The sequence below is a fragment of the Candidatus Manganitrophus noduliformans genome (genome assembly GCF_012184425.1).
Lineage (GTDB): Bacteria > Nitrospirota > Nitrospiria > SBBL01 > Manganitrophaceae > Manganitrophus > Manganitrophus noduliformans.
The window spans coordinates 635,289-661,384 of record NZ_VTOW01000003.1 but is presented as its reverse complement, the minus strand read 5'-3'; the positions used below and the strand labels follow the sequence as shown (position 1 = coordinate 661,384).

Here is a 26,096-nt window from a genome sequence, read left to right as displayed (position 1 = left end):
GATTGTTGGCGCTCGACAAACGTCTCACTGAGAGGAACCTTCATCATGACTTACAAAATAGAATTCCAGCATAAATCGGAAGGCCGCTTGAGACCCTCCGACACGAGCCAAGACCAGGAACTGATCTTTAAACAAGGAGAATTTATTCCGATCCCCAACGTCGGCGACAGCGTGACCTACTCCCATGATAACGAGCGGAGAAGTTATCGGGTCTTTAGTCGGCATTTTAGTTATTCATACACTCCCGCGGAAGGCGAACTCTGTCATATCAATATCGTTGTGATCGATCTTTCGAACGACGAGGAGGCAGGGCGGCGGAAGGGGTAAGCCAAAAAAAGGGCGCCCCAAGGCGCCCGTTTTTCCAGTCATCTATTGATCATCCCTTACCGGGGAGGCTGTTTCACAAATATCGGCCGATGATCGTCGCGATAGATCGCATAGGTAATGCCGGGGCTGATCACGTTGAGGAACATCATCCTGCCGTCGTTCGAGAAACAGGCGCCGCAGAACTCGCTCGTGTTTAGGTTGTTCCGGGCGAATTTGAAGAGATCCCCCGCATCGTCCACTCCCACGACGAATTGCTCCCCTCCGCCGGTGCAGACAAAATAGATCAACCCGTCTGCATACCACATTCCCTCGCCGCGTGAGAATAGAGCCACTCCCTTGCACTGCGCTTCAACGCGGACGGTGTCGCCGGCCGGATCGACCTCTTCGATCTCGACCCAGCTCACCGGAAGCGGCTGCCCGAGGAACGACTGAACGCCGGTACGGGTGTCGGCGCTGGTTCCGGCGGCCGGAAAGATCGTTCCATCGCAGACCACCATGGTGGATAGATTCTCCGCCTGACGAGACGGCCGCCAATCCGGACCCGCTCGTCTGAAGGGAGGCTAACGCAACGAAAATACAGCTGCCTTAAGAAGATGTTAATTTTCTGTTAAGGATGAATTTAGGATGGGAATCGAAGGGACTCGAAAGGCTTAGGATCCGTACTCGTCCTGATAATCTTCCATCGCTGCCAGGATGACCCGCTCCGCATGCTCCCGGTTGTACGCGGCATCGATGACCACATGCGACGACTCGCCGGGGACAAGCTTGTAAGTGCTGAAGTAATGCCGAAGCCGCTCTACAAGGACCCCCGGCAACTCCGAGATGTCCTTCACATCGGACCAGAGATGATCGTTCTTGATCACGGCGATGATCTTGTCGTCGGCTTCCCCGTCATCCAGCATCGGCAATCCCCCCACCACGCGGGCCTGCAAAATCACGTCGGAACGGTCGATCGGACGCTCGCTAAGGACACAGATATCCAATGGATCCCGGTCACCGATCTTGGCGTTCGGCATCAGCGCGCCGACGCGTCGGCCGCAGTAGGTGCGTGGAACGAAACCGTACAGGCTGGGAGGAAGGGCGGAGGACCGCTGAGGACGGTCTACATGCAAATAGCCCGTGGTTTTGTCCAGCTCATATTTGACCGTGTCGAAAGGGGTGATCTCAATATAGGCGTGAACCAATGAGGGAGGATTCGGACCAACTTCGAGACCATGCCAAGGATGCGGCCTCCACCGATAGAAAGGGGATGGAAAGGACATGTCGGTTCTCCAATTGTTTGGGGGATACGATTTAACCGGTATGATCCCCGGCCGGTGCTGTTTTAATCATCCGGTCATGAAGAAAAGAACGGATCATTCAATGATTACATACGATCCACTTAAAGCCGTTTTCTTAAAAAACGGACCCCATTTATAAACCAGTTAGACCTGCATGTCAATCGGTTATTCTGCGGGAGAATTCAGCAGTCCTAGGAAGGGGATGCAGAAGTGTCGTTTTCCAGATAAAGCGCGACAGCGGCGCCGGCGCTGGCGGCGCTGATCGTCTTTTTGACCGCAAAACCGCGTGCGATCAGACTCTCTTCCCGCCAGGAATTGCCGTGGACGCCGAACATGAGGTTGGCGGTCATTCCGATGCCGTTGAGGATCGCTTCGCCCATCTCTTCGCTCGCGGCAATACCGGTGATGAAGCCGATCACGAGAATGGCCAATACGACGCCGATGCTCAGCTTCCACATCTTTTTCATCATCGCCCAGACGAACCCGAAGAAGAAGGCGGGCCAGGACCAGCCTTGCTTCACCGCCTCGATCGCTCCGGACGGATGTTTGAATATCTTAAATTCCTTCATGCCGGTTGCCTTTGAACCTCACGAAATTCACGAACCTTGGTTATTACGTCTCTGTTTTTATATTTCAACTCGCCTTCGTAGTCAACAGCTAATTCCGAGAATATGAATATCGTGAGAAAGAATAGGGGAGTCGGAAGAAAAAGAAAAAGGGGACAGGCCGCCTGAGTCACCTGTCCCCCTTTCTCCGGCGGTAGATCGTCGGCTAGAACACCCTTCGGCCGGGATGGGGCGCCGGTTTGGCTGCTCCCCGGCGGACGATCTCGACCGCCTTGGCGACCTGCTCTCCATATTCCGGGTCGGCGTTACGGAAATGCGCAATGGAACGTTCGATAATCTCCTCACGGCTGACCCGTCCCAGGGTCGACGCAATCGCCTCGATCAGACGTTTCTTTGCATCCGGGCTGATCAGCCGATAAAGATCGCCCGCCTGCACGAAGTCGTTGTCTTCGGCATGGCGCGTCGCTTTTTGCGCGCCGGTCATGCCGTGCACCGCCAAAGGAGCGTCGTACCGTTCGTTGCTCTGGGCGGGGCCGTTGTCGCTGTTCGGCTCGTAGTTCTTCGCGCGTCCGCCGTTGCCGTCGAAGCGCATCGCGCCGTCGCGTCCGTAATTATTGACTTCAGCCGCGTGCGGCCGATTAACCGGGAGAGAGGTGTGGTTGATGCCGAGACGGTAGCGGTGGGTGTCGCCGTAGGCGAACAACCTTCCCTGAAGCATTTTGTCGGGGGAGGGGCCGATACCGGGGACAAAATGGCCCGGGTTGAAGGCGGCCTGTTCCACATCGGCGAAGTAATTCTCCGGATTCCGGTTCAAGACGAGCTTGCCGACCTCGATCAACGGATAGTCGGCGTAATGCCAGACCTTCGTGAGATCGAAGGGGTTGAAGCGATAGTTTGCCGCATCGGCGACCGGCATGATCTGCATCTTCAGCGTCCAAGAGGGAAACTCCCGGCGGTCGATCGCACGGAGCAGGTCGAGATGGTGATGGTCCGGATTTTCACCCGCGATCCGCGCGGCTTCCTGAGCGGTCAGGCACTGAATCCCCTGATCCGTCTTGAAGTGGTACTTGACCCAAAATGCTTCACCGTTTGCGTTCACCCATTGAAAGGTGTGCGAGCCGAAACCGTCCATGTTCCGATAGCTCGCCGGAATGCCGCGATCGCCGAAGAGCCAGGTGAACTGATGGGTCGCCTCCGGGGAGTGGGAGAAAAAGTCCCACACATTGTCCGGCTCCTGGACGTGGCTGTAAGGGTCCCGCTTCTGCGAATGGATAAAGTCGGGGAACTTGAGCGGATCGCGCAAGAAGAAAACCGGCGTGTTGTTCCCGACGAGATCGTAGTTGCCTTCTTCGGTGTAGAACTTGATCGCGAAACCGCGCGGATCGCGAACGGTGTCGGCCGAGCCAAGCTCTCCCGCTACGGTCGAGAAGCGAATGAACAGATCGGTCCGCTTGCCGACCTGATTTAAAAATTTGGCTTTCGTCCAACGGCTCACGTCCGCCGTGACCTCAAAATAGCCGAAGGCCCCTGAGCCCTTGGCATGGACGACCCGTTCGGGGATCCGCTCGCGGTCGAATCGGGCGAGCTTTTCGATTAGGTGGTGGTCTTGCAACAGGATCGGACCGTCCGGTCCGGCCGTTTGGGAGTTCTGGTTGTCGGCCACCGGCGCGCCGGCTTCAGTCGTCAGCTTCTTGGGCTCTTCGTTCATGTTCGTTCCTCCTTTGTAGGTTTATTCTAAAATTAGAATTATTCTAATATCAGAGCAAAAAAATTTACTTCTTTGTCCCTCTCAATAAAACCTGGACCCCGTTGATTTTGAATTCTTCACGTAATTTAACCGAGAGGTTGACCGATTCCGGCTCGACATCGTGCAATTGTCCGGTCTTTTCGTCGAGGAAATGGTAATGGACGTCGGTGTTACAATCATAAACCGCCGAATCGGAATGGGGGAATTTGAACTCCTGAATAATCCCGGCATCGACGAGCGTCTTCAACGTGTTATAGACGGTCGCCAGGCTCATCTTTGGAAAGTAGCGATCGGCCCATTTTTTAATCTCATCGGCGGTGGGATGATCCGCTTCACAGAGAATATAGCGGCAAATCGCAATCCGTTGGGCGGTCGGCTGAACCCCCGCGTCGATCAGCCGCTTCTCAATTTCCGGATGACTGAGTTGTTCTTTTTCTTGATGCATGCTTTTTAGAATAACTCTAATATTAAACTAAGTCAAGATTAAATTTGGAGCCATGCGCACTAGAAAAAACTTCGGGTCATGCCCGAGCATGTCCTTGTCCAAGACAACCTCCCGGACCCGCTGCTCCGCCTGGTTGGCCTGTTCGGCACACTCCTTCGCGACGGCGGGATCGTTTCTCTCGCGCGCCAGCTGCTCCATCTCCCGCAACAGCAATATCCGCTCTTCCAGGACGGCGGCGGGAAATCCGGACGGCAAACCGGAGACCAGTGTTTTCAGGGCCTGAACCCCTCCGGCGGACGCTCCGATGACAACGATGTCGCGTTGAACCATGTATCTCCTTCTTCCAAGGCGACCCAGCGGGACGGAACCGGGTGAGGATGAGACGAAAGCCTCGGAAGGTCGATTTGCGATCAAATTGTCGGCATTAAGCCGCTTCCTCCTTTTCCTCCGGCGGCTTCTCGGATTGGACTTCGATCCGCCTTCCGTTCCCCTCGGTCGCGGGAAGCGTCACGAAGAGAACCCCTTTATCGAACCGGGCCCGGACCTCCTCTTCCCGGATCGGTCCCGGAAAAACCACCGCGCGCTCGAAGCGATCAAAAGAGGACTCCTGAAAAATGCACTTCTCCGGGTCGAACCCCTCCGGCGGTTTCCGCTCGCCCCGGATGTAAAGTTGGTTATTCAGGACAGCAATGGAGACATCTTCAGAACGGACTCCCGGGAGCTCCACCCGGACGACCCAGTGTCCGTCATGTGTGTAAAGATCGACCGAAGGAACCCACTCGCCCGGCTGATAACCGGTGCCGAAGGCCCGCTCACCGAAGGTTTTTCGGAAGATCACATTCAACGATCGGATGAGATCGGCCATTTCTTCAAATGACCGCCATCGGGAGGCATCCCCAGCCATGCGCCTCACCTCCTTTATTCAAGATTGTGCTTGTTTCGGTTTTTTATCGTGTCCAACCGCTTTCTCACATCAACACGAAAGAACCCGTTCACCTCCATATCTGTTGGGACTATGCCGCTTTCGGCGTTTCCTCCGGGGGCTCTTCGGATTGAATCTCGATTCTTTTTCCCTTCTCTTCCGTCGCGGGAAAGGTGATGGAGAGGATCCCTTGCCGGTAACCGGCCTTGATCTGGTCTTCCGGAACGGGAGCAGGAAGGCTGATGATTCTCTCGAAGGAACCGGTGGAACACTCGTGAAGAATGCAATATTCAGATTTTAAGGCCTCCGAAAGCTTTCTCTCCCCCCGGATAATCAATCGATCATCGACCACCGAGACGAAAACGTCATTCGAATTCACCCCCGGCAGCTCGACCCGGACGACCCAGCGGCCGTCCTCTCTGTAGAGATCGGCCGGCGGCGTCCAGACTGTTTCTTGATCGGTGTGGAGCCCGGCTCCCGAGGAGCGTTGCCCAAAAATCATCTTGAAAAGATCATAGAATTGGCGCTTCAGCTTGAAGGGACGCTGATTGGAGCGATCTTTCCTCATCGACACCTCCTTTGTTTCTTTCTAGACCCATTTATTTTATTATGAGCGTATTCATTCAACACGGTCAAGGTCGGCGTCGACGACGAGATGGGTGGGGGATTTAATTTACAAGCTAAAATGCAGCGGCGGAACCAGACGAAGAAGATCCTGAAGCAGACCGAGCCCTGGCTCTTCCGTTAATAAGCTCTTATTGTTTTTAGGTTAGTGCCGGATATTCAAAAAAAGATAGGTTCCGATTCCGATAAAAAGGAGATTGGCGCCCCAGGCGGAGAGCCAGGGGGAAAGGGCGTTCACGTGACCGAGCGAGATCGTGACTGAAAAAACGAGATAATAAAACAGCCCCAGAGAAAGGCTGATCGCCCCCCCCCGGGCCGCCCCCGCGCTCCTCCGGTCATGGAGCGCAAAGGGAATCCCCACGAGGACCATCATGAAATTGATGAAAGGAAAAGCCTGCCGGCCGAGAAGATCGACGCGGTACCGCGTCGCGTCGAATCCATCCCGGGAGAGCTGATCGATATACGCTTCAAGCTGCTCATAGGTCATCTCCTCGGGCTGGGCGACCACTTTCTTGAAATCTTCAGGCGCCTTGTTGATCGGAATGATTTCTTCATCAAACCGTTTGATTTGAACGGTTCCGTCCCGCTGAAACCGGCGGCGGATTCCTTCAGAGAGGACCCAGCTCCCATCCCGGTATGTTAGCGCTTCGGCCTCGATCGTCTCCGGTAAGGAGAAATCGCTCCCGAGAGAATAGATCTTGATCCCGTGCATCTTCCGCCGGTTCGGTTCCGCGAGCTCGATATTGAAGAGGGTGCGGCTGTCGAGGCGGAGCCAGAACTTGTTTTGAACCAACTTTCCTTCCGCATTTCTCTTATCGATCCGGACCTCTTGAATCGTTTTTGCTTTTTTAAACGTCGTTGGGACCACCGTGCCGTTGAGAAAAAAAAGAACGCCGCTGAAAAGGGCGCCGAAGAGAAGGAGGGGAGCGGTCAGCTTGAGAAGGCTGACCCCCGAACTTTTGAATGCAATGATCTCATTATTTCGCGACAACATTCCCAAGGTGAGAAAGGTAGCGATCAGAACGGCGAGCGGGGAGATATCAAAAATGATTCTCGGGAGCTTGTAGAGGAAATATTGAACGACCAGCAGAAAGTCAGCGTCGCGCTGGGAAAACTTTCGAATCTTTTCCAGAAACTCGATCGTCAAATAGACGAGGGAGAGGACCGCCAGCGTGACCGAAAAGAATTTCAGGTACTCTTTCAGAAGATATCGTGAAATGATCGACACGGCTAGGGCCTCTTGTTGCTAAGTTGAAGGAATCGGGGGTAAGACTCCCGCGCCATGACCCTCATCAGATAAAGGGTCAGGGGGATGAGCGCAAAATGGGGAACCCAGACCGCCAGAAAGGGGGCGGCAAGTTGGATCGTGATCAAGTAGTCTCCCAATGTGTTGAGCAAATAATAAAGGGTGATCAACCCGATTCCGACCGTGAAACCTCCCAGACGGCCGGTTCTTCCCGAGATGATGCCGAGCGGAACGCCGACCACACCGAAGACGAGGGAGGCGAGCGAAAAGGAAAAGTTTTTATAAAATTCGGACAAGAGGCGCAAGGCGCGGATATCCGTTCCGCCGGAGGCCTCCACGCTTTTCTTAATCTCCTGATAAGTGGGCGTCTCCAAATTCGTATTTCCTCCTTGAAGGACCGCCTCCAAATCCAACCTCAAATCATACGTGGCAAAGACCACATGCTGATAATCGGACCCGTCTTTCCCTTGTGCGTGAAGACTTCCCTCCAGGAGATGAAACGCGATGGTGCCGGTGCCGGGATCGTTCAAGAGAATTCCCTTCTTGGCGACAATGACCTTGGGAGCGTTCTGATCTCTCACATCGTAAATGAAGACCCCTTCCATCTCCGTGAAGGTCGGCATCGACTCAACGTAGATCATAATATCCGAAAACGTCCCGTTGAATTTCCCCTCCTCGATTCCGACGCTGGCCCGCTTCTTCAGAATCTTCATTCCCAGCGATTTCAAAGAACCCCCTCCCCAGGGCTGGGCAATCATCCCCATAAACAGGGTGATGAGGGCCGCCGCGACCGAAAAGAAAAGGACCGGACGGAGGTAACGATAAAATCCGACGCCGGCCGATTTCAAAGCGGTAATTTCGTTATCATTTGAGAGCCGGTTAAAGGTCATGACGGAAGCCATCAGGACGGCCATCGGAATGGTCAGAAGGAAGAAAGAGGGGAGAAGGGTAAGAAAGATCTGTCCCACGCTGAGAAGATCGACCCCCTTGTCGATGACAAGCTCCATCAACCGCAAGAGTTGATGGATGAGAATTAAAAATGTTAGTATAAAAATGCCGAAAAAAAAAGGGATCAGTAGCTCTTTGAGAATGTAGCGATCGAGAATCCGAATCATGATGTGACACTATACATGGGAAGTGATCCAATTGTAAATATGGATCATTTCAAATTAGAAGGCAGCAAGGAGAGCGTTTCGGAAACCCGCCCACTTCGACCGGGAAGATCTACGGCACCTCGGCGTGGCCGGATGAAACGCACGCTATGCTGATTTGCGAAAGGGGAAATAAAATGAAGAACTGGATCAGATTAGCCGCTGTTTTGCTCATCGCAACCGGTTTGTCCGCCTGCTATGAGCGTCCTCAAGAAGAACAAGGTCCGCAAACACCCGCTGAAACACCTTCACCCGCGACACCCCCTGAAACACCTCCTCCCGGAGAGCCCGGCGGGACGCCTGAACAGCCCCCTCCGGCATCACCGTAAAAGGCGCCGGGCGCAGCTCGGTGATTGCATTCAAACAAAAAGCCTGCTGGTCGAGTCTGGATATAAACCAGCAGGCTTTTTGTTTGGTTTTCTTGACACATCGGGGGTTCTATGATATCTCCTAATACGAGTACATAGAGGGGATATCTTTGTCTTCAGATAAGAGTTCGATCATCGAAAAAGCCCAAAAACTCGCGGCAAAAGGGCAGATCGATAAGGCCATTGAAGAGTGGCAAAAGCTCATCGCTGAAACCCCCAATGACGGAAATATCTATAATACCATAGGTGATCTCCATTTAAAGGCAAATCATACCAAAGAGGCCATTGCGGCCTACCTGAAGGCCGCCGATGCATTTCGAGGGGCCGGCTTCGAGTTAAAAAGCATTGCGGTTTTCAAAAAGATCGTCAAAATCGATCCGACCCGCATGGATGTTTATGAAAAACTGGCCGATGTTCACGCGGAACGCGGGTTGGTTGCCAATGCCGCGGAGGACTATCTAAAGGTCGCGAAGCACTATGCAAAGGAGGGGGATATGCAATCCTCCATTGCAGTTTATCGAAAGCTCGCGAATCTCGACCCGAAGAACTTCGCGGTCCGGCAAAAACTCGCGGAGATTTGTCAGAAGTGGGGCCTCGCGAAAGAGGCCATCGAAGAATACAGCAAAGTCTTGTCGATCTTTAAGGATCGTCAGATGACTTCCGAGGCGCAAGAAGTCATCGACAAGGTGATGAAGATCGATCCCGCCTTTACGGGGACGACCTCGTCCGTCGACGAGAATGTTTCAGCCGAGAAAAGCCCGGCCTCCATCCCTCCCCCTATCGCAGAAGCGCCTCCTCCTCAGGAAGAGGTCTCTTCACAAGAAGTATCCCTTCCTCAGGAAGCGTCTTCTCCTCCGAGCCCGTCCGAACCGATTATCCCCCCTGCCGTCGAGCCGGCGCCGGAAGAAGCCCCCCCGCTGTCGATCAGGATGGAAAAAGCGTTTCAGGATGGAGACTGGTCCGCGGCGGAGCCCCTTGTCGAAGAAGTTCAAGATCAACCGGCGGAAGCTTTTGCGTATTTATCAAAGTGGGTTGATTTTTTTCTTGAAAGGGATTCGTCTCCCAAGGCGTTCTCGATTCTTCAGAAGGCGGTTTCTCTCGCCGAATCCCATCAGCTCTTCTCCGAGGGCCGGTCGCTCATCCAGCGTTACCTTGCGGCGAATCCGGAACAAGTATCGGCCCACCAGCTCCTTGGAGAGTCTTTCGAGAGGTCCGGAGAGGAAGGAGAGGCCATCCAGTGTTATTCAAAAATCATTTCTCTTCTCCATCAGCAACGATCGATGACCGATGCACAAGCCTATTATGAGGAGATTCAATCACGCCTCCCCGGGATTTCCGAGGACGCGCATTGTCGCCGGCTCTTTGAACCGGAAGAAGCAGCAGCGGAAGAAGCAGCGATAGAAGAGTTGCCGCTTGAGTCGCTGGAGGAACCGCTTCAAGCGGAGGCAGCGGCTCCGGTGATCGAAGAAGCGCTGCCCGAACTCGAACCGGCCGCCGAAGAGTTGCCGGAACCGATGGATATCAATGAAGTAAGCCAGGCCCCCGCCGAATCGGTCTCGGCTGAAAGCGGGTCTGCAGAAACGCCTGAGAGCCCCGTGGAGGAGGTTTCCGAAGCGACGTTTCAGGGACACTTGACGGAGGCCGAAGTCTATATCAAATATGGACTCAACAGTAAAGCGATTGAACAATTGACGCTTCTCCGGAAGCTCGCGCCGTCGAGGGAAGAACCTCACCTTCAATTAAAAGAGCTCTATTTAAAAGAGGGGATGCGAGAGGAGGCGGTGCAAGAATGTCTTTTTCTCTCGGAACTCTACGGGAAAATCGACGCGGAGGATAAAAGAACCGCCGTCTTGGAGGAAATGAGAGCCCTCGATCCCGAAGGACAATACCGGCAGGAGGCCGTCCCTGAGATCGCCGACGAAGGATCGGCGCCCGCGATCGAGGCTCTCGACATGCCCGCGGCGCCGACGGAAGGGATCGGTGAGCTTTCGCAAGAAGTCGAGCCGCTCTCGGTCTTAGAGGAGGGGGATTCCTCTTCCCAAGAAGAACTTCTTCAAGAACCGGATGAAGTTAAAATAAAACTAACACAAGCGGAAGAATACATACAGGAGGGAAAAAAGGAAGCGGCGAAATCACTTTTGTGGGAAATATTGAAAAGAGATTCCGGGTGCGCCGAAGCACGTTTGATGCTGTTGAATCTCCAGGCGAAAGAAAAAGAAAAAAAGAAAGTGTCCTCTGATGTAGAACGTGAAGTCGTAACCGATCCGCCGCCGACAGGGGAAGAAATTTCTTTTGAGGGACTCTCAGAGCTTGAGGAAAGTCTGGACGGCCTCCTTTCAGATGAAGGGGGGGAGGACTCTTCGGAAAGTGAACAAATCTCGGAAGAAATCTCATCCGAGAAGGCTGAAGAGCCGGCGAGAGAGGAATATATCGATCTGAAATCTATTTTTGGAGAGGAACTGAATACGGAAGCCGACGATTCATTCGATATCAGTATCCCCGGCTTGGAAGACAGCATCAATGATTTAAAAGCAAATATTCAAAGAGGACACGATGAACAAGAGTACGAGACCCACTATAATCTCGGCATCGCCTATAAAGAAATGGGCCTGATTCCGGAGGCGATCAAGGAGTTCGAGCTTGCATTCCAGGGGAACCTTCGTTTTCAAGACGCGTCGAGCATGTTGGCGAGCTGCTATAAAGAGAACGGAATGATCGATAACGCCGTGGAGATCATCCAAAATGCGTTGGAAGATCCGAGATGCAAAAATGAGAATGTCACCGCCCTGAAATACGAGCTGGCGATGCTCTATGAGATTCAAGGCGTCCTGGACCAAGCGAAAGTCCTTTACGAGCAGATCTATCTTCTTGACCCGACGTTCAGAGATGTTGCGGCAAAAAAGACAATCAAGGCGGAGCGACAAGAAGACACAACCAATCCGACGGTATCCTCGATCTCGGAGCCGGCCAAAAAACCAAAGCGGCAGGATTCCAAAAAGAAGGATAGAATTTCTTATCTGTAAGAATCGATAATAACCGATGAGTTATCTTGAATTTTATAATTTAAAGGAACAGCCTTTCTCGATTTCTGTTGATAATCGATTTTACTTCAACAGCAATCAGCACGCGCATGCATTGGTTAAGCTTCGATATGCGGCTGAAGAGAGGAAGGGGCTCGCCGTTCTGGTCGGAGGGGTCGGAACCGGCAAAACAACGCTGGCGCGCCGGATGCTCGATGAGCTTGAAGAATCCACGTTCGAATCGGCATTGCTTGTCGTGATTCATACCTCCATCACCTCGGAATGGCTTCTGAGAAAAATCGCCGTTCAATTGGGGGTGCAAAACCCGTTAGACGACAAGACCGAGCTGTTGAGCCAGCTTTACAATCGCCTGGTAGAGATCTATGATTCAGGGAAAAAAGCGGTTGTCCTCATCGATGAGGCGCAGATGCTCCAGCGCCGGGAGGTGATGGAAGAGTTCAGAGGAATCCTGAATATTGAGCTCGATGGACAAAAACTGATTACCTTTATTTTTTTCGGGCTGACCGATCTGGATACCTATCTGGCATTGGATAAACCGCTTCAGCAACGGATCGCGGTCCGTTATGAATTGGAATCCTTTACGGAGAAAACAACGGAAGAGTATATTCGGTACCGTCTTGAAGTCGCCGGCGCGAAGAGGGAGCTCTTCACGAAGGGGTCATTAACGACCATCCACCGGTTCTCGGAAGGGATCCCTCGATTGATCAACAGCATTTGCGACAATGCCCTTCTGGAAGGATATCTCCGAAAGAAAGATCGAATCGACGAGGAGATGATTAAGGAAGTGATTTCCGATCTCAAACTCGTCGGAACGGGAAAAGACCCTGTCTAAAAAGGACGTTAGAACAACCCGCCTTTTTTAGGAAACGACATTTACCGGTCCTGATCCACAGTAATCACCGGAACCGCCACACAAACAATTTAAACCTCTCATGATGAAAGGTGTAAGAAAATGCGCGTCCCCTTGCTTGATTTAGTCGCACAGTATCATACCATCCGACCGGATATTCAGAAAGCGGTTCAGGAGGTTTTTGAAAGTCAGCAATTTATCCTCGGCCCATCCGTCACAAAACTTGAAGAGGAGATTGCGGCGCATTGCCAAGTCCGGCACGCGATCGGCGTCGCCTCCGGATCGGACGCCCTCTTGCTGGCCCTGATGGCGCTGGGCGTGGGGCCCGGTGATGAGGTGATCACCTCCCCTTATACATTTTTTGCCACCGCCGGCTCGATTGCCCGGCTCCAGGCCAAGCCCGTTTTTGTCGATATCGATCCAAAAACTTATAATATCGATCCTTCCTTGATCGAAGGGAAAATCACCCCTCGGACCAAGGCGATCATTCCCGTTCATCTTTACGGCCAATGCGCCGAGATGGATCCGATTCTAGAGATCGCAGAACGGAGGCATATTCCGATTGTTGAGGATGCGGCCCAGTCGATCGGGGCGACTTATAAAGGACGGCAGGCCGGCTCGATGGGCGCGTTCGGCTGCCTCTCCTTTTTTCCGTCAAAAAACCTCGGCGGGGCGGGGGACGGCGGGATGATCCTGACCCAAGACGGGCACTTTGCCGAAAAGATCAAAATTCTCAGAGTCCATGGTAGCCAGCCGAAATATTACCACCAGGTCATCGGCTGCAACAGCCGCCTCGATTCGCTCCAGGCGGTGGTTCTCTCGGTGAAGCTCCGCCACCTTGAAGGGTGGAGCCAGAAGCGGCGCGAAAATGCCGAATTCTACAATAAACACCTCGGATCCCTGGACAAGGTGGTTGTCCCCCATGTTGAATCTCATAACAAATCAATTTATAATCAATATGTTATTCGAGTATCCCAGCGGGATCAGCTTTTAAACTATCTGAAAGAGAAGGGAATCGGGACGGAAATCTATTATCCTGTGCCGCTTCATCTACAGGCCTGCTTTAAGTATCTAGGACATTCGGAGGGAGATTTTCCCGAATCGGAGCGGGCCGCGCGCGAAACCATTGCGCTCCCCATTTATCCGGAACTGACAATGGATCAAAAAATCTATGTGGTCGATCAGATCAAGCGGCTTTTATTGTCTTGACTTGACTGGTTGAGCTCTCTATAATGGTAAAAATTTTTTTGTCCAGCGGGGAATAATTGTATCATGTTGGAAAATTTAACAAAACGGCTCGACTCCGTTCTCAAAAACGTGCGCGGAAAAGGGCTCTTGACCGAAGAGAATATTGACGAAGCGTTGAAGGAAGTCCGGCTTGCTTTATTGGAAGCGGACGTTCACTTCAAGATCGTTAAAACATTCAACGAATCGGTCCGCGCAAAGGCAGTCGGAAAAGAGGTTTTGGAGAGTCTCTCCCCCGGACAACAGGTCGTGAAGGTCGTCTGGGAAGAACTGGCCAAACTAATGGGAGAAAAGGGGGTCGGGATCTCCCTGGCCGCTCAACCGCCGACCCTGATCATGCTGGTCGGCTTGCAGGGTTCCGGAAAAACAACCACGGCCGGAAAGCTGGCCCGGCTTTATAAGCGACAAGGGAAACGGGTCCTTCTCGTTGCGGCTGACCTTCAGCGTCCGGCGGCGGTAGATCAGCTTCAGATTTTGGGGAAAAATATTGACGTGCCGGTTGCGGCTCCCCAATCCGAAAAAGACCCGGTCGATGTCATCACGAGAGCCGTTGCGCAAGGAAACGAGCAGGGTTTTGACCTGGTGATCATCGATACGGCCGGCCGGCTCCAGGTGGATGAACCGCTCATGGAGGAATTGGTCCGGATCAAATCCAAAGTACTCCCGAATGAAATCCTCTTCATCGCCGACGCGATGACCGGACAAAACGCGGTCAACGTCGCAGATGCCTTTCATAAGCGGCTCGGTCTCACCGGAATTATTCTGACCAAGACGGAGGGGGACGCCAGAGGGGGGGCGATTTTGTCGATGCGCTCCGCCACGGGCGCCCCGGTTAAATTTATCGGAACCGGGGAGAAGCTGGATGCGTTCGAGCCGTTTCATCCGGATCGGATGGCTTCCCGAATCCTCGGCATGGGGGACGTTCTCTCTCTGATCGAACTCGCAGAGCAGAACTACTCGAGAGAACAAGCGGAAGTCCTTCAGGAAAAGCTTCGCTCTCAGCAGTTCACATTGGAAGACTTCCGTCAACAGATGAAACAGATCAAAAAACTAGGAAGCCTTGAAAAAATCCTGGAGATGATTCCGGGAATGCAAAGCGTGAAGGACCTCCCTGATCAAGGGCAGATCGATAAAGAAATGCGTCACATCGAGGCGATCATTTCCTCCATGACCCCTCGTGAACGCGATGATCCCGGCACCATCAACGGAAGCAAGAGAAAACGAATTGCGAAGGGGAGCGGAACCTCCGTCCAGGAAGTCAACCGACTTTTAAAGCAGTTCTATGAAGCGAAGAAAATGATGAAACGTTTTTCCGGCGGTAAAGGGGGTAAAAAGGGGTTGGGGCAAATGCTGGCGCGATTCAAGTAAACGTCAGCCCTGCAGGCTGGTGAAATCGTTTTAGCGATTTTTTAAACAACGAGGCGAGAATGGCCTCACACAATAAAGGGGCGATACGTGGCAGTTAAGATCAGATTAACCCGGATGGGGCGACATAAACGGCCTTTCTATCGGATTATTGTTGCGGACTCTCAATCTCCAAGAGACGGACGATTTATCGAAATTTTAGGAACCTATGATCCCTTGGCCGACAAAGAAGGGGTGAACATCAAAGAAGAAAAAGCGATTGGATGGCTAAAAAAAGGGGCCGAGGTTTCCGAGACGGTCAGAACCCTTTTTACAAAAGCGCAGTTATTTAAAAAAGCGAAAGAGCCGAAAGCGAGTTAGATCGCGGGTTGTGTAATGTCGCGCGCCGAGGAGTCGTTCCCGGCGCAGATTCCTGTGTCGCCTGTGAATGCAAATGGAGGTAGCGTCGATGAAAGAGTTGATCGAGTACATCGCAAAGTCGCTTGTTGATCGACCTGAGAATGTGGTTGTTAGAGAGACCGAAGGGGAAAAAACGACGATTATTGAGTTGCGCGTTGCCCAAGAAGATTTGGGCAAGGTCATCGGCAAACAAGGCAGAACAGCGAGAGCCATGAGGACGATTCTCAATGCGGCGGGGACCAAGGTGGGCAAACGCTGTGTTCTTGAGATCCTGGAATAACATGTCTGAAAATGTCGATTACGATAGGAACCATACTGAAATCGGTCGGTCTTCAGGGGGAGTTGAAGGTCTCCCCGCTGACCCACTTTCCTCGGCGTTTTAATCAGCTTCGGGATATCACGATTCAGACGAAGGAGGGCCAATCGCAAACATATCGCATCGAGCAGGTACGGTACGCGTCTCCTTTCATCTACCTTAAATTGGCCGGCCTCTCTTCTCTGGAAGAGGCCCAACCCCTGGCGGGGGGATCGATCCTCATTCCCGAGGAAGATCGCATGCCGCTTCCGGAAGGGAGTTATTACCATTTTGAAATCGAAGGTCTCGATGTCTATCTGGAGAACGGAACCCGGCTCGGAAAGATCGCGTCTATCATGGAAACCGGCAGCAACGACATTTATGTCGTAAAAGCGGAAGGGAAGGAGTTTCTGATCCCTGCTCTTTCTTCCGTCGTAAAAGAAATCAATTTACCAGAAAGGCGGATGACGATCCGCCCCATGCAAGGATTGCTAGAACTTTGATGAAGTGTGATATAATAACGCTTTTTCCCGGGATGGTCGCTCCGGCATTACACGAGAGCATCTTGAAGCGGGCGCAAGAGCGCCGTTTTCTGGAAATCGGCGTCCATCGACTGCGCGACTATGCGACGGATAAACATCAGACGACCGATGATGTTCCCTACGGCGGCGGCCCGGGGATGGTTCTTAAACCGGAGCCGATTTTCGCCGTTGTGGAAAAAATTCACCGGGAACAGGGGGAGACGCGAATCATCATGCCTTCTCCCCAAGGCAAACGGTTCGATCAGAAAATGGCCTCTGCATTCTCAAAAGAAGAGCGGCGGCTTGTTTTTATCTGCGGGCATTATGAAGGGATTGATGCCCGGGTAAAAGAGGGAATGCCGGTCGAAGAAGTCTCGATCGGCGACTATATCCTCACCGGGGGAGAATTGGCCGCGTTGGTGATGATCGACGCGGCTGCGAGATTAATCCCGGGGGTCTTGGGGGAGCCCGCTTCCCTCGAAGAGGAATCCTTTGCATCTTCTCTTCTAGAATATCCTCAGTATACGCGTCCAGTGGAGTTTCGTGGGCTTCGGGTTCCGGACATCCTTCTCTCCGGGAATCACAAGTCGATCCGAACCTGGCGGAAACAGCAAGCCCTTCTCAATACCCTTCGGAAACGGCCTGACTTGTTGGCAGACGCCTCTTTAACCGAAGATGAAAAGGAATGGGTCGATCGGCAGTGCGACACGGTTAAATCTCACTCTTGAATTGAAAAAAGGAGATCAACTTCAATGAATCGGTTAGAGCGGTTGGAAAGAGGACTTTTAAAGCAGTCGGTCCCGGACGTTAAAATCGGGGCGACCGTAAGAGTTCATGTCAAGATTGTCGAGGGCGAAAAAGAACGTATTCAGGTCTACGAGGGGGTGGTCATCAGAAAGAAGGGAACGCGTAACCGTGAGACCTTCACCGTCCGGAAGGTATCGTACGGTGTGGGGGTTGAAAGGATCTTTCCGGTCCACTCTCCCTATATCACTCAGATCGATGTCGTTCGCGAGGGAAAGGTGAACCGGGCGAAACTCTACTACCTGAGAGAAAGAACAGGGCAAGCCGCCCGTATCAGTGAGCGGGAAAGATCGTATCCATCGGAACCGAAGACGACCTCCCCCGTCGAAGAGCCGCAGCCCGTGAAGGTGGAATCTTAATTTGCCCTGAGCGGTTTCCCGATCTTTAGTGGACCGACCGCTTCCTTCGATGAGGAGGAAGCGGTTCGCTGAAAGTGAAGAAACGCTCTCTCACCTACTTTACGATCCGTCGGTCACACCATCTTCGGCAAGATCTCGATCTCACTCCTTGGGTTGGTTTCGACGCATGACGCCTCTCAAAACGGAAGAAGCGCATCGCCTGTTTGGAATGACTCTCTTCGAGAGGTCGCTCTCTTCCTACGGCTATCAAATGGTTTGCGGCATCGATGAGGCGGGACGGGGCCCCCTGGCGGGGCCGGTCGTCGCCGCGGCGGTGATTTTACCCTCGGGATACACCGCCGACGGGATACGCGATTCAAAACTGCTGACGGAAAAACAGCGCGAGACGCTTTATGATAAAATCTCCCTGGAGGCGGTTGCCGTCGGGATCGGCGTCGTCGACCACACCACCATCGATGAGATCAATATTTTGCAAGCGACCTATTTGGCGATGGAATCGAGCATACGAAATCTCTCCGTTCAACCGGACCACCTCCTCATCGACGCCCTGACCCTTCCCCGGATCGATCTTCCACAGAAGGGCATTATTCGCGGCGACAACCTCTCCATCACGATCGCGGCCGCATCGATTATCGCCAAGGTCACGCGGGACCGTCTCATGACGGAATACCATCGGGACTTTCCGGAGTACAATTTTCTCTCCCATAAGGGGTATGGGACGGAAGAACATCTTCGGAATTTAAGGACGTTCGGACCTTGTCGAATTCATCGGAAGACATTTCGAGGCGTTCTCCCGTGACGGGGGCGGAAGGGGAGAAGATCGCGGCGGAATTTTTGCGAAAGCGGGGCTATCGGATTCTGGAGCGGAACTTCAGAAACGTTTTAGGGGAAATCGACATCATTGCGCTCGACGGAAAAATTCTGGTCTTCGTCGAGGTCAAAGCCCGCTCCGGAGACCGCTTCGGCGCGCCGCAATTCGCCGTGGACGCGAGAAAACAGGCCAAGATGAGTCGTGTCGCCCTCGCTTATCTCAGCCGAAAGAAAATCGCTCCGTCTGAATGCCGATTCGATGTCGTGGGGATTATCCGCAGGCCGAACGGAGCGACCTCGATCGAACATTTAAAAGACGCCTTTGAAGGACAGGAAACGGGAAGAGGATGTTAAGCGGAATCAATACCGATATTCAGTTCAAGGGCGAAGTGTACCATGTTCAAACGGAAGACGGGGGAACCAACAACCCGATTATCACGACGTTGCTTTTTAAAGGGGGGGCGATCTTTTCATCCAAAAAAACGAACTATGCAGAAATCCTTCAATCTCCTTCTTATCAAGAGGTGGTCAAGGAACTCATGAAAGAGCAGCACAAAAGTATGGTCCGAGATTTGACCGCCGGCAAATTTCAGACACCGGCCCGAAAAGAGTTCCGGGATGATCGGACGGCGCCGGACGTAAAGGCGCCGTCACCGGCGCCCGTTCCGCCGCAAAAGGTAAGCCAAAAGAAAAGTTTGGATGATCTGATTCTCGACTATCTCTCTGAAAAGGAAAAAGACGCCGATTAAGCTCCAAATTCATTTGGATAATTCTTCCTTCTTCTATTTCTTTATCACGACCGACTGTTTCGCTCCGCACGCGGATACCACGACAAATCAACTGCGAACCACGACCAGTGACGCTCGTTTCTTTCGGATCGTTATAAAAAGGCTGGCAAACGATGATCCAGATGTTTCACGTTTATAAATATTACGGTAAAGATCACGTCGCTTTGGACGATATTAATTTGAAGATTGATAAGGGGGAATTTGTTTTTCTGGTCGGTTCGAGCGGCGCCGGAAAGTCGACCCTCCTCAAGCTGATGATCTGTGAAGAAAGAGCGGAACAGGGACAAATTCTCATTGGAGGAAAAAATATCTCTCGGCTGAAAGAAACCCAGGTTCCGTTTCTCCGTCGCAACATCGGATTCGTCTTTCAGGACTTTAAACTGATCCGTCGCAAGACCGTTTATGAGAACATCGCGCTTCCGTTGGAAATCGTCGGGGCTCCCGGCGGAGAAATCCGAAAACGGGTTCACGAGGTTTTAAAGATGGTTCAACTGGAACATCGCCGGAACCAGTTTCCTCAATTCCTCTCCGGAGGGGAACAGCAACGGGTCGCGATCGCCCGGGCGTTGATCAACCGTCCCTCTCTTTTGTTGGCGGATGAGCCGACCGGCAACCTGGATGAATTCCTTTCGGTTGAAATTATGGATCTGCTCAAAAATATTCACATCAGCGGAACCACCGTGATCGTGGCGACACACAATCAGCATCTGATGACAAAAATGGGGAAGCGGACGATTGTCCTACAAAAGGGGAAAATTTACTCGGACGGGGCCTCGGCATGAGGAAAACCTTCTATTTTCTTAGAACGGCCGTTGAAAACCTGCAGATCAATCGAATGATGGCCTTCTTTTCCTTTCTCTCACTGAGTCTCACGTTGACACTATTTGGTGTTTTTCTGCTTTTCTATTATAATGTGCAGAATCTGCTTCGATCGATGCAGGAGGATGTTCAGTTCAGCATTTACCTCTCGGATGGAACGGCTGAAGAAGAAGTCCGCTCGATCAAAGAACGATTATCGAGCGATGACCGCATCTCCTCCGTGACATATATTTCCAAAGAGGAGGCGCTCGCGATTTTTAAAAAAGAATTTCATGACGAATCATTGTTGAACAGCCTGGGAGGAAATCCGCTGCCGGCTTCGTTTGAGGTCAAAGTCAAAGGGGAGTATCAAGATCCGCGACAGCTTTCGGTGATGGTCGATCGTTTCAAACGGCTCCCGGGCGTAGAAGAAATCGCATACGGATCGGAGTGGCTCCAGAACCTTGACGCATTTCTAATCCTATTGAAGAAAGTCGGAATCGGCGTGGGGGGATTGTTGTCGGTCGCAATCGTAACCATTATCGCGAATACGGTCCGTCTGCACTTTTATAGCCGGAGAGATGAAATCGAGGTGATGAATTTAATCGGGGCGACGCACAGCTTCATCAAGATCCCCTTCTTCATTGAAGGTTCTCTCATCGGTTTGATCAGCGGCTGGATCTCCGTGTTGATGCTCTTCGCTCTCTTTCATTTTTCCCAGCCTCATCTGCAATCGATCGGAGGGATGATCGGAGGCTTTCTCAATCCGCTCTTTCTACCCGCCCCGTTTCTTTTCGGCATTACAGTCGGTGGGGGGGTGCTTGGCGGGGTAGCCGGCTTTCTTTCGCTGTCCGTCTTATTGAAGGCGCGTTTTCCGACCGATGGAAAAAAGCAGACTTAAAAGATTTGGACTCTGTCTCGTGATCTTTTCTATGATCGCGATAGAACGGATCCCCGCCGCGGCTGCGGAGAAGGCCCCCTCGCTGAACGAGAAAATAAAACGCGAGAAAAAGGAGCTCGAAAAATTAAGAGAAGAGATCGAGGAAAAAAGAGACAAGAGCATCACCATCAAGAAACGGGAGGGCTCCGTTCTCTCACAGCTGGAGGAGATGGATCGCCGGCTGCGGGTTCTCCAAAAAGAGGCCGGCCTGATCGAATTAAAGACGCGTGAAAAAGATATCGAAATGGAGGAGCTCTCTACGGTGATCGACGGGCTGAACAAAGAGATACGGGAAAAGAGGGGCGCCATCTCAAAACGGCTTCGGACCCTTTATCAAGAAAGACAGACCGGCTCCCTTAAAATATTGTCCGCCGCGCGAGATTATCCCGACTTCATGAGACGGCTGCATTATTTGAAAACGATCGCCCGCAAAGAAGGTGAAATACTGTCTCAATTCAAGGAAAAGCAGAACGAATTGGAAGGGAAAAACCATCAGGTGGGGATGGTGAAGGAACAACTCGTTCAGGAAAAAGAGACGCTGGCCCGTAAGCTGGCCGAGATTCGGTCCGAAAAGAGGAAAAAGGATCAGCTGCTGACGCGGGTCCGTAACGAAAAGGTATTTTATGAAAGGGCTCTCGCCGAGTTGGACGAGTCTTCTATGCAGCTTCAATTGATGATCAAGAAGCTGGAGGAACAAAAGAGCCGTCTGCGTCAGCCCGCTTCCGGTAAATTCTCAAAGGAGAAAGGGCGTCTGACCTGGCCGAGCGACGGCCAGATCGTCTCTTTGTTCGGACGACAAAAACATCCTAAATTTGATACCTTTATCTACAAAAAAGGGATCGAGATCGAGCCGTCGAGAGGTGATACGGTCCGCGCGGTTTACGATGGAACGATTATTTTCGCGAATTGGTTTAAAGGGTATGGAATGGTCATCATCATCGACCATGGCGAGAATTATTATTCGCTTTATGCGCATCTCGCGAAGTTGTTGGTTTCGGTCGGCGACAAAGTAGGACGGAGCAAGCCGATCGGACAGATTGGAGAGACAGGGCTTTCCCAGGGAAGCAGTCTTTATTTTGAAATCAGACATCAAGGGGAGCCGCTCGATCCTTTGACCTGGCTCCAGAAGAAGCGATGACCCGGAACCAACCGGTTCTATCAGCAAGGAGGAATAATATAATGACATTCAGCAAACGGGCACGGATCACCTTTTTGGCGATGATCATACTCTCCATTTTTAGTATGAGCATCTTTGTGGAAAGGGATCTCGAAGGGAAGGTTTCGTCTGAATCGGACAGCTACGAGGACCTGAAGCTCTTTTCAGAGGTTCTCTCCACGCTTCAGAGAAATTATGTCGAGCCGGTGAAGAGTAAAGAGTTGATGTACGGCGCCGTCAAAGGAATGTTGAACACCCTGGATGCCCACTCCGCTTTTATGCCGCCTGAAGTATACAGAGAGATGCAGGTCGATACAAAAGGGGAGTTCGGCGGGTTGGGACTTCAAATCGGGACGAAGGAAAACAGGTTAGTCGTGATCGCCCCCATCGAGGGAACCCCCGCAGAGTTGGCTGGAGTAAAAGCAGGAGATATCATCCTCAAAGTCGATGATAAGGTCTTGACGAAAGAGACCAGCCTGATGGACGCTGTCAATAAAATGCGGGGAGAGAAGGGGACGAAGGTCATCCTGACCATCCAGCGAGACCAAGTTCCAAACCCGCTGGTTTTTGAACTCGTCCGAGATATCATCCGCATTCAGAGCGTCAAATCAAAGGTCCTCGAGCCGGGGATCGGTTATATTCGACTCACCCAATTCCAGGAGCAGACCGCGCGAGATCTCTCAAAAGCAATTTCGAGTTTGCGTGAAAACAATATGCACTCGCTCATCCTCGACCTTCGAAACAATCCGGGGGGTCTGCTCACATCGGCCGTCGAGGTGACGGAGCAATTCCTGGAAAGTGGGAAGCTGATCGTATTTATCAAGGGAAGAGACGGCAAGCGAGATGAGTACCTGGCAAGCAATTCAAGCGCGCTAAAAGAAATACCGATCATTGTGCTTGTGAATGAAGGGAGCGCTTCCGCATCCGAAATTGTCTCGGGGGCGCTGCAGGATTGGGGCAGGGCCATGGTCGTAGGGACCCAAACCTTCGGAAAAGGTTCCGTTCAGACGATTCTTCCCTTGTCCGACGGCTCCGCACTCCGTCTGACGACGGCGAAATATTACACCCCGAAAGGACGTTCGATTCAAAATACCGGGATCGATCCGGATATCCTGGTCAAACCGATTTTGCCGAAAGAGGTCAAAAACACACCGATTCTCCGTGAAAAGGACTTGGATCGGCACCTGGAAAATGAGCTCCGCCCCGATGCGGATAAACCTGATCAGGTCGATTTAGCCCCTCAAGGTTCATCGGATGAAATCATCGGGATCAATGAGCCTCCTCAAGATAAAGAGGAAGACGCTCAGCTTCAAAAAGCGATTGATCTTCTGAAGAGTTGGAGGATCTTCAAGGACCTTTCCCCTAAATTGACGGCGCAGCAAAGCGTCAGGTAGTCGGCCCCGGTGAGGATACGACAGACGACGGAGAGAAATTGAATCCCGAGTTTTGAGAAATTTTAGTCTCAAGATTAAAATAGGACTTGATTTTGTTCTCGGGATTGTTATATATCTTATTAGCACTCTGAATGAGAGAGTGCTAATAAGTCACTCTCCACTCTAAATACCTTGTAAAATCAGCCTAATTTCAATTTTGAAGGAGGGAACCATGGCACAGGCTACGAAATCTGCCGTTAAATTCAAACCGCTCAAGGAGAGAGTTTTCGTCAGCTACTCGGGCGAACCTGAAAAGACTTCCGGCGGGCTTTATATTCCGGATGCCGCCAAAGAAAAACCCCAGAAGGGTAAAATCGAAGCAATCGGCGGAGAAGTGAAAAACGTCAAAGTCGGAGATACCGTCCTCTTCGATAAATATTCAGGCAGCAAAATCACCATCGACAATCAGGAATATCTGATCTTAAAAGAAGAGGACATCCTCGGTATTCTCGAATAAAAAAATTCTAGAACTTTAAACTGTTAACCGCTCAGAAGGAGGAAATTCGATGGCAAAGCAGATGGTATTTAGCGATGAGGCCCGCGCAGCCATCCTACGGGGTGTCAATCAGCTTAGCAATGCAGTCAAGGCGACATTAGGTCCAAAGGGAAGAAATGCGGTCATTGAAAAGAAATTCGGCGCACCCACAATTACAAAAGACGGGGTAACGGTTGCGAAAGAAATTGAGTTGAAAGATCCCTATGAAAATATGGGCGCTCAACTGGTGAAAGAAGTGGCCAGCAAAACGTCCGATGTGGCGGGCGACGGAACGACCACCGCTACGGTTTTGGCCCAGGCCATTTTCAGAGAAGGGGTAAAGAATCTTTCCGCCGGCGCGAATGCAATGGAGTTGAAGCGGGGGATCGACAAAGCGGTCGAAGCGGTGACGGAAGAACTCAAGAAAATTTCCAAGCCCTGCCAGACGAAAAAAGAGATCGCCCAAATTGGAACCATTTCGGCAAACAATGACAAGACCATCGGAGATCTGATCGCCGAGGCGATGGAGAAGGTCGGCAAGGACGGGGTCATCACCGTCGAAGAGGCCAAGAGCATGTCGACTTCGTTGGATGTCGTCGAAGGAATGCAGTTCGACCGCGGTTATATCTCTCCTTATTTCGTCACCGATTCAGAGAGAATGGAAGTATCGCTCGAGGACGCTTTCATCCTCATCAATGAGAAGAAAGTCTCCACGATGAAGGATCTCCTCCCCGTTCTTGAGCAGGTCGCAAAGATGGGGCGTCCGCTCTTGATCATCGCAGAGGACGTTGAAGGGGAAGCCCTTGCCACACTGGTAGTGAATAAACTGCGCGGCACCCTCCAGGTGGCTGCGGTGAAAGCGCCGGGCTTTGGTGATCGAAGGAAAGCGATGCTTGAAGATCTCGCCATTTTGACCGGAGGCCAGGTCATCTCTGAAGATCTTGGATTGAAACTTGAAAACGTGAAGATCTCCGACCTGGGAAAAGCCAAGCGGATCACGATTGATAAAGACAACACCACGATCGTCGAAGGGGCAGGGGACGCCCATAAGATCCAGGGCCGCGTGAAGCAAATCAAGGCACAGATCGAGGAGACCACCTCCGATTACGACCGAGAAAAACTCCAAGAACGCCTTGCCAAGCTCGTCGGCGGGGTTGCCGTCATCAATGTCGGCGCGGTCACGGAGACGGAGATGAAAGAGAAAAAGGCGCGCGTGGAAGACGCCCTTCATGCCACCAAAGCGGCGGTGGAAGAGGGGATCGTCCCCGGCGGCGGGGTGGCGCTGCTTCGCTGCATTTCAGCTTTGGATAAAGTAAAAATTGACGGGGATCAGAAGATCGGCGTTGATATCGTACGCCGATCCCTCGAAGAACCGATCCGTCAGATTTCCGAAAACGCCGGCGTTGAAGGTTCTGTTGTCGTAGAACGGGTGAAACGAGAAAGCGGCGCCAACGGATTCGATGCAGCCTCCGAGTCCTATGTCGATATGGTCCAGGCGGGGATTATCGATCCGACCAAAGTCACCCGCACCGCGCTCCAGAATGCCGCCAGCGTGGCCAGCCTGATGCTGACCACGGAGGTGATGGTTGCCGAGATCCCCGAAGAGAAACCGAAGGGACCTGCCATGCCTCCCGGCGGAGGAATGGGCGACATGTATTAAACATAAAAAACCTCTTGACGTCGGAAGAGGTGTGAGCGTTCGAAAGCCCCCCATAATCCTCTTTGGTATGGGGGGCTTTCATTTCTTCTCGTTGACTTGGCTCGGCAAGTTGGATAAAATGGACTCAACTTTTGAAAGGGAGATGAGATGGGAAATGCAGCAAAGGTGACCAGTCAAACCTGGGAACAAGAAGTACTCAAATCGTCCGGTGCGGCCATGGTCGATTTTTGGGCGGCTTGGTGCGGCCCCTGTCAAATGATCGCGCCGACCATTGATGAGCTTGCCGTTGAATATGCCGGAAAGTTGAAAGTCTATAAGCTCAATACCGATGAAAATCCCGATATCGCCGGAAAATATCAGATTATGGGGATTCCGACACTTCTTTTCTTCAAGGATGGAAAACTGGTCGATAAGATTGTGGGAGCGGCCTCCAAAAAACAGTTCAAACAAAAAATCGATTCCATCCTATCTTCATCGTAAC

General features: G+C 52.1%; 29 protein-coding genes and 1 pseudogene. 20 read left to right on the top strand and 10 right to left on the bottom strand.

Translation table 11 applies throughout. The annotated features are described in order from the left end of the window. Positions 1 to 45 precede the first annotated feature (45 nt). Positions 46 to 327, top strand: a complete 282-nt coding sequence (locus MNODULE_RS17695) for a hypothetical protein (RefSeq protein WP_168062322.1) — start codon at positions 46 to 48, stop codon at positions 325 to 327. 56 nt (positions 328 to 383) lie between these two features. Here MNODULE_RS17695 and MNODULE_RS17690 read toward each other — a convergent pair whose 3' ends face one another. The 10 genes and pseudogenes from MNODULE_RS17690 to MNODULE_RS17645 all read right to left on the bottom strand — a co-directional run bounded on the left by MNODULE_RS17690 (position 384) and on the right by MNODULE_RS17645 (position 8,272). Then, positions 384 to 824, bottom strand: a complete 441-nt coding sequence (locus tag MNODULE_RS17690; protein ID WP_168062319.1) for an alkaline phosphatase PhoX — start codon at positions 822 to 824, stop codon at positions 384 to 386. Positions 825 to 977: 153 nt separating this feature from the next. Continuing rightward, positions 978 to 1,589, bottom strand: a complete 612-nt coding sequence (locus MNODULE_RS17685; protein WP_168062317.1) for an inorganic pyrophosphatase — start codon at positions 1,587 to 1,589, stop codon at positions 978 to 980. A gap of 209 nt (positions 1,590 to 1,798) precedes the next feature. Then, positions 1,799 to 2,176, bottom strand: coding sequence for a DUF2628 domain-containing protein (locus MNODULE_RS17680; RefSeq protein ID WP_168062315.1), 378 nt, complete (start codon positions 2,174 to 2,176; stop codon positions 1,799 to 1,801). A 202-nt stretch (positions 2,177 to 2,378) separates the two neighbouring features. Then, entirely contained in the window at positions 2,379 to 3,881 is a 1,503-nt protein-coding gene (locus tag MNODULE_RS17675; RefSeq protein WP_168062313.1) for a catalase, read from the bottom strand. Positions 3,882 to 3,945: 64 nt separating this feature from the next. Beyond that, positions 3,946 to 4,365 carry a Fur family transcriptional regulator gene (locus MNODULE_RS17670; RefSeq protein ID WP_168062311.1) on the bottom strand — a complete coding sequence of 140 codons (420 nt, stop codon included), beginning with the start codon at positions 4,363 to 4,365 and terminating at the stop codon, positions 3,946 to 3,948. Between the two features lie 225 nt (positions 4,366 to 4,590). Next, positions 4,591 to 4,695, bottom strand: a pseudogene (locus MNODULE_RS25515) (chemotaxis protein CheB); the annotation flags it as partial. A 94-nt stretch (positions 4,696 to 4,789) separates the two neighbouring features. Next, positions 4,790 to 5,269: an Hsp20/alpha crystallin family protein gene (locus MNODULE_RS17660; protein ID WP_168062307.1), complete on the bottom strand. Its 480-nt coding sequence runs from the start codon at positions 5,267 to 5,269 to the stop codon at positions 4,790 to 4,792. A gap of 109 nt (positions 5,270 to 5,378) precedes the next feature. After that, complete coding sequence (locus tag MNODULE_RS17655) at positions 5,379 to 5,855, bottom strand: Hsp20/alpha crystallin family protein (RefSeq protein ID WP_168062305.1); 477 nt, start codon at positions 5,853 to 5,855, stop codon at positions 5,379 to 5,381. A 201-nt stretch (positions 5,856 to 6,056) separates the two neighbouring features. Then, positions 6,057 to 7,139: an LPS export ABC transporter permease LptG gene (lptG, locus tag MNODULE_RS17650; protein ID WP_168062303.1), complete on the bottom strand. Its 1,083-nt coding sequence runs from the start codon at positions 7,137 to 7,139 to the stop codon at positions 6,057 to 6,059. A 2-nt stretch (positions 7,140 to 7,141) separates the two neighbouring features. Continuing rightward, positions 7,142 to 8,272, bottom strand: coding sequence for an LptF/LptG family permease (locus tag MNODULE_RS17645; protein ID WP_168062301.1), 1,131 nt, complete (start codon positions 8,270 to 8,272; stop codon positions 7,142 to 7,144). 514 nt (positions 8,273 to 8,786) lie between these two features. Here MNODULE_RS17645 and MNODULE_RS17640 point away from each other — a divergent pair. The 19 genes from MNODULE_RS17640 (at position 8,787) to trxA (ending at position 26,095) form a co-directional block, all read left to right on the top strand. Further along, positions 8,787 to 11,699, top strand: coding sequence for a tetratricopeptide repeat protein (locus tag MNODULE_RS17640; protein WP_168062299.1), 2,913 nt, complete (start codon positions 8,787 to 8,789; stop codon positions 11,697 to 11,699). 16 nt (positions 11,700 to 11,715) lie between these two features. After that, positions 11,716 to 12,549 carry an ExeA family protein gene (locus MNODULE_RS17635; RefSeq protein ID WP_168062297.1) on the top strand — a complete coding sequence of 278 codons (834 nt, stop codon included), beginning with the start codon at positions 11,716 to 11,718 and terminating at the stop codon, positions 12,547 to 12,549. Between the two features lie 120 nt (positions 12,550 to 12,669). Then, complete coding sequence (locus MNODULE_RS17630; protein ID WP_168062295.1) at positions 12,670 to 13,776, top strand: DegT/DnrJ/EryC1/StrS family aminotransferase; 1,107 nt, start codon at positions 12,670 to 12,672, stop codon at positions 13,774 to 13,776. Positions 13,777 to 13,839: 63 nt separating this feature from the next. After that, positions 13,840 to 15,180, top strand: coding sequence for a signal recognition particle protein (ffh, locus tag MNODULE_RS17625; RefSeq protein WP_168062293.1), 1,341 nt, complete (start codon positions 13,840 to 13,842; stop codon positions 15,178 to 15,180). 87 nt (positions 15,181 to 15,267) lie between these two features. Then, the gene (rpsP, locus tag MNODULE_RS17620) at positions 15,268 to 15,537 is read left to right on the top strand and encodes a 30S ribosomal protein S16 (RefSeq protein WP_168062291.1); all 270 of its coding nucleotides are present in this window, start codon (positions 15,268 to 15,270) and stop codon (positions 15,535 to 15,537) included. Positions 15,538 to 15,625: 88 nt separating this feature from the next. Further along, the gene (locus MNODULE_RS17615; RefSeq protein WP_168062289.1) at positions 15,626 to 15,856 is read left to right on the top strand and encodes a KH domain-containing protein; all 231 of its coding nucleotides are present in this window, start codon (positions 15,626 to 15,628) and stop codon (positions 15,854 to 15,856) included. Positions 15,857 to 15,867: 11 nt separating this feature from the next. Then, complete coding sequence (gene rimM, locus MNODULE_RS17610) at positions 15,868 to 16,374, top strand: ribosome maturation factor RimM (protein WP_168062287.1); 507 nt, start codon at positions 15,868 to 15,870, stop codon at positions 16,372 to 16,374. Continuing rightward, the gene (trmD, locus tag MNODULE_RS17605; RefSeq protein WP_168062285.1) at positions 16,374 to 17,120 is read left to right on the top strand and encodes a tRNA (guanosine(37)-N1)-methyltransferase TrmD; all 747 of its coding nucleotides are present in this window, start codon (positions 16,374 to 16,376) and stop codon (positions 17,118 to 17,120) included. The genes rimM and trmD overlap by 1 nt, the downstream gene beginning before the upstream one ends. A gap of 24 nt (positions 17,121 to 17,144) precedes the next feature. Further along, a complete protein-coding gene (rplS, locus tag MNODULE_RS17600) occupies positions 17,145 to 17,555 on the top strand; it encodes a 50S ribosomal protein L19 (RefSeq protein ID WP_168062283.1) in 411 nt (136 codons plus the stop codon). 166 nt (positions 17,556 to 17,721) lie between these two features. Next, positions 17,722 to 18,354, top strand: a complete 633-nt coding sequence (locus tag MNODULE_RS17595; protein WP_168062281.1) for a ribonuclease HII — start codon at positions 17,722 to 17,724, stop codon at positions 18,352 to 18,354. Next, complete coding sequence (locus MNODULE_RS17590) at positions 18,351 to 18,719, top strand: YraN family protein (RefSeq protein WP_320412491.1); 369 nt, start codon at positions 18,351 to 18,353, stop codon at positions 18,717 to 18,719. The genes MNODULE_RS17595 and MNODULE_RS17590 overlap by 4 nt, the downstream gene beginning before the upstream one ends. Then, positions 18,713 to 19,114 (top strand): hypothetical protein, encoded by a 402-nt coding sequence (locus tag MNODULE_RS17585; protein WP_168062279.1) that lies wholly within the window; start codon positions 18,713 to 18,715, stop codon positions 19,112 to 19,114. Before MNODULE_RS17590 ends, MNODULE_RS17585 begins: the two co-directional genes overlap by 7 nt. Before the next feature lie 152 nt (positions 19,115 to 19,266). Continuing rightward, complete coding sequence (gene ftsE, locus MNODULE_RS17580) at positions 19,267 to 19,935, top strand: cell division ATP-binding protein FtsE (RefSeq protein WP_168062277.1); 669 nt, start codon at positions 19,267 to 19,269, stop codon at positions 19,933 to 19,935. Continuing rightward, positions 19,932 to 20,852 carry a cell division protein FtsX gene (locus tag MNODULE_RS17575; protein ID WP_168062275.1) on the top strand — a complete coding sequence of 307 codons (921 nt, stop codon included), beginning with the start codon at positions 19,932 to 19,934 and terminating at the stop codon, positions 20,850 to 20,852. The genes ftsE and MNODULE_RS17575 overlap by 4 nt, the downstream gene beginning before the upstream one ends. Positions 20,853 to 20,883: 31 nt before the next feature. Beyond that, on the top strand, positions 20,884 to 22,029 hold the full coding sequence (locus MNODULE_RS17570) for a murein hydrolase activator EnvC family protein (protein ID WP_168062273.1): 1,146 nt from the start codon (positions 20,884 to 20,886) through the stop codon (positions 22,027 to 22,029). A 41-nt stretch (positions 22,030 to 22,070) separates the two neighbouring features. After that, the gene (locus MNODULE_RS17565; RefSeq protein ID WP_168062270.1) at positions 22,071 to 23,441 is read left to right on the top strand and encodes a S41 family peptidase; all 1,371 of its coding nucleotides are present in this window, start codon (positions 22,071 to 22,073) and stop codon (positions 23,439 to 23,441) included. A gap of 211 nt (positions 23,442 to 23,652) precedes the next feature. Continuing rightward, positions 23,653 to 23,937, top strand: a complete 285-nt coding sequence (locus MNODULE_RS17560) for a co-chaperone GroES (protein ID WP_168062605.1) — start codon at positions 23,653 to 23,655, stop codon at positions 23,935 to 23,937. Positions 23,938 to 23,986: 49 nt separating this feature from the next. Then, a complete protein-coding gene (gene groL / locus MNODULE_RS17555; RefSeq protein ID WP_168062268.1) occupies positions 23,987 to 25,615 on the top strand; it encodes a chaperonin GroEL in 1,629 nt (542 codons plus the stop codon). Between the two features lie 147 nt (positions 25,616 to 25,762). Beyond that, entirely contained in the window at positions 25,763 to 26,095 is a 333-nt protein-coding gene (gene trxA, locus MNODULE_RS17550) for a thioredoxin (protein ID WP_168062266.1), read from the top strand. Position 26,096 lies beyond the last annotated feature (1 nt).

Bases quoted from the DNA above. Each gene is read 5' to 3' on its own strand.
- MNODULE_RS17595 (WP_168062281.1), top strand. From the start codon at position 17,722: ATGACGCCTCTCAAAACGGAAGAAGCGCATCGCCTGTTTGGAATGACT.
- MNODULE_RS17565 (WP_168062270.1), top strand. From the start codon at position 22,071: ATGACATTCAGCAAACGGGCACGGATCACCTTTTTGGCGATGATCATA.
- MNODULE_RS17615 (WP_168062289.1), top strand. From the start codon at position 15,626: ATGAAAGAGTTGATCGAGTACATCGCAAAGTCGCTTGTTGATCGACCT.
- MNODULE_RS17685 (WP_168062317.1), bottom strand. From the start codon at position 1,589: ATGTCCTTTCCATCCCCTTTCTATCGGTGGAGGCCGCATCCTTGGCAT.
- MNODULE_RS17560 (WP_168062605.1), top strand. From the start codon at position 23,653: ATGGCACAGGCTACGAAATCTGCCGTTAAATTCAAACCGCTCAAGGAG.
- rimM (WP_168062287.1), top strand. From the start codon at position 15,868: ATGTCGATTACGATAGGAACCATACTGAAATCGGTCGGTCTTCAGGGG.
- MNODULE_RS17585 (WP_168062279.1), top strand. From the start codon at position 18,713: ATGTTAAGCGGAATCAATACCGATATTCAGTTCAAGGGCGAAGTGTAC.
- MNODULE_RS17690 (WP_168062319.1), bottom strand. From the start codon at position 824: ATGGTGGTCTGCGATGGAACGATCTTTCCGGCCGCCGGAACCAGCGCC.
- trxA (WP_168062266.1), top strand. From the start codon at position 25,763: ATGGGAAATGCAGCAAAGGTGACCAGTCAAACCTGGGAACAAGAAGTA.
- MNODULE_RS17645 (WP_168062301.1), bottom strand. From the start codon at position 8,272: ATGATTCGGATTCTCGATCGCTACATTCTCAAAGAGCTACTGATCCCT.
- trmD (WP_168062285.1), top strand. From the start codon at position 16,374: ATGAAGTGTGATATAATAACGCTTTTTCCCGGGATGGTCGCTCCGGCA.
- ffh (WP_168062293.1), top strand. From the start codon at position 13,840: ATGTTGGAAAATTTAACAAAACGGCTCGACTCCGTTCTCAAAAACGTG.
- ftsE (WP_168062277.1), top strand. From the start codon at position 19,267: ATGATCCAGATGTTTCACGTTTATAAATATTACGGTAAAGATCACGTC.
- MNODULE_RS17660 (WP_168062307.1), bottom strand. From the start codon at position 5,269: ATGGCTGGGGATGCCTCCCGATGGCGGTCATTTGAAGAAATGGCCGAT.
- MNODULE_RS17655 (WP_168062305.1), bottom strand. From the start codon at position 5,855: ATGAGGAAAGATCGCTCCAATCAGCGTCCCTTCAAGCTGAAGCGCCAA.
- MNODULE_RS17630 (WP_168062295.1), top strand. From the start codon at position 12,670: ATGCGCGTCCCCTTGCTTGATTTAGTCGCACAGTATCATACCATCCGA.
- MNODULE_RS17635 (WP_168062297.1), top strand. From the start codon at position 11,716: ATGAGTTATCTTGAATTTTATAATTTAAAGGAACAGCCTTTCTCGATT.
- MNODULE_RS17575 (WP_168062275.1), top strand. From the start codon at position 19,932: ATGAGGAAAACCTTCTATTTTCTTAGAACGGCCGTTGAAAACCTGCAG.
- MNODULE_RS17680 (WP_168062315.1), bottom strand. From the start codon at position 2,176: ATGAAGGAATTTAAGATATTCAAACATCCGTCCGGAGCGATCGAGGCG.
- rplS (WP_168062283.1), top strand. From the start codon at position 17,145: ATGAATCGGTTAGAGCGGTTGGAAAGAGGACTTTTAAAGCAGTCGGTC.
- MNODULE_RS17695 (WP_168062322.1), top strand. From the start codon at position 46: ATGACTTACAAAATAGAATTCCAGCATAAATCGGAAGGCCGCTTGAGA.
- MNODULE_RS17670 (WP_168062311.1), bottom strand. From the start codon at position 4,365: ATGCATCAAGAAAAAGAACAACTCAGTCATCCGGAAATTGAGAAGCGG.
- groL (WP_168062268.1), top strand. From the start codon at position 23,987: ATGGCAAAGCAGATGGTATTTAGCGATGAGGCCCGCGCAGCCATCCTA.
- MNODULE_RS17675 (WP_168062313.1), bottom strand. From the start codon at position 3,881: ATGAACGAAGAGCCCAAGAAGCTGACGACTGAAGCCGGCGCGCCGGTG.
- MNODULE_RS17570 (WP_168062273.1), top strand. From the start codon at position 20,884: ATGATCGCGATAGAACGGATCCCCGCCGCGGCTGCGGAGAAGGCCCCC.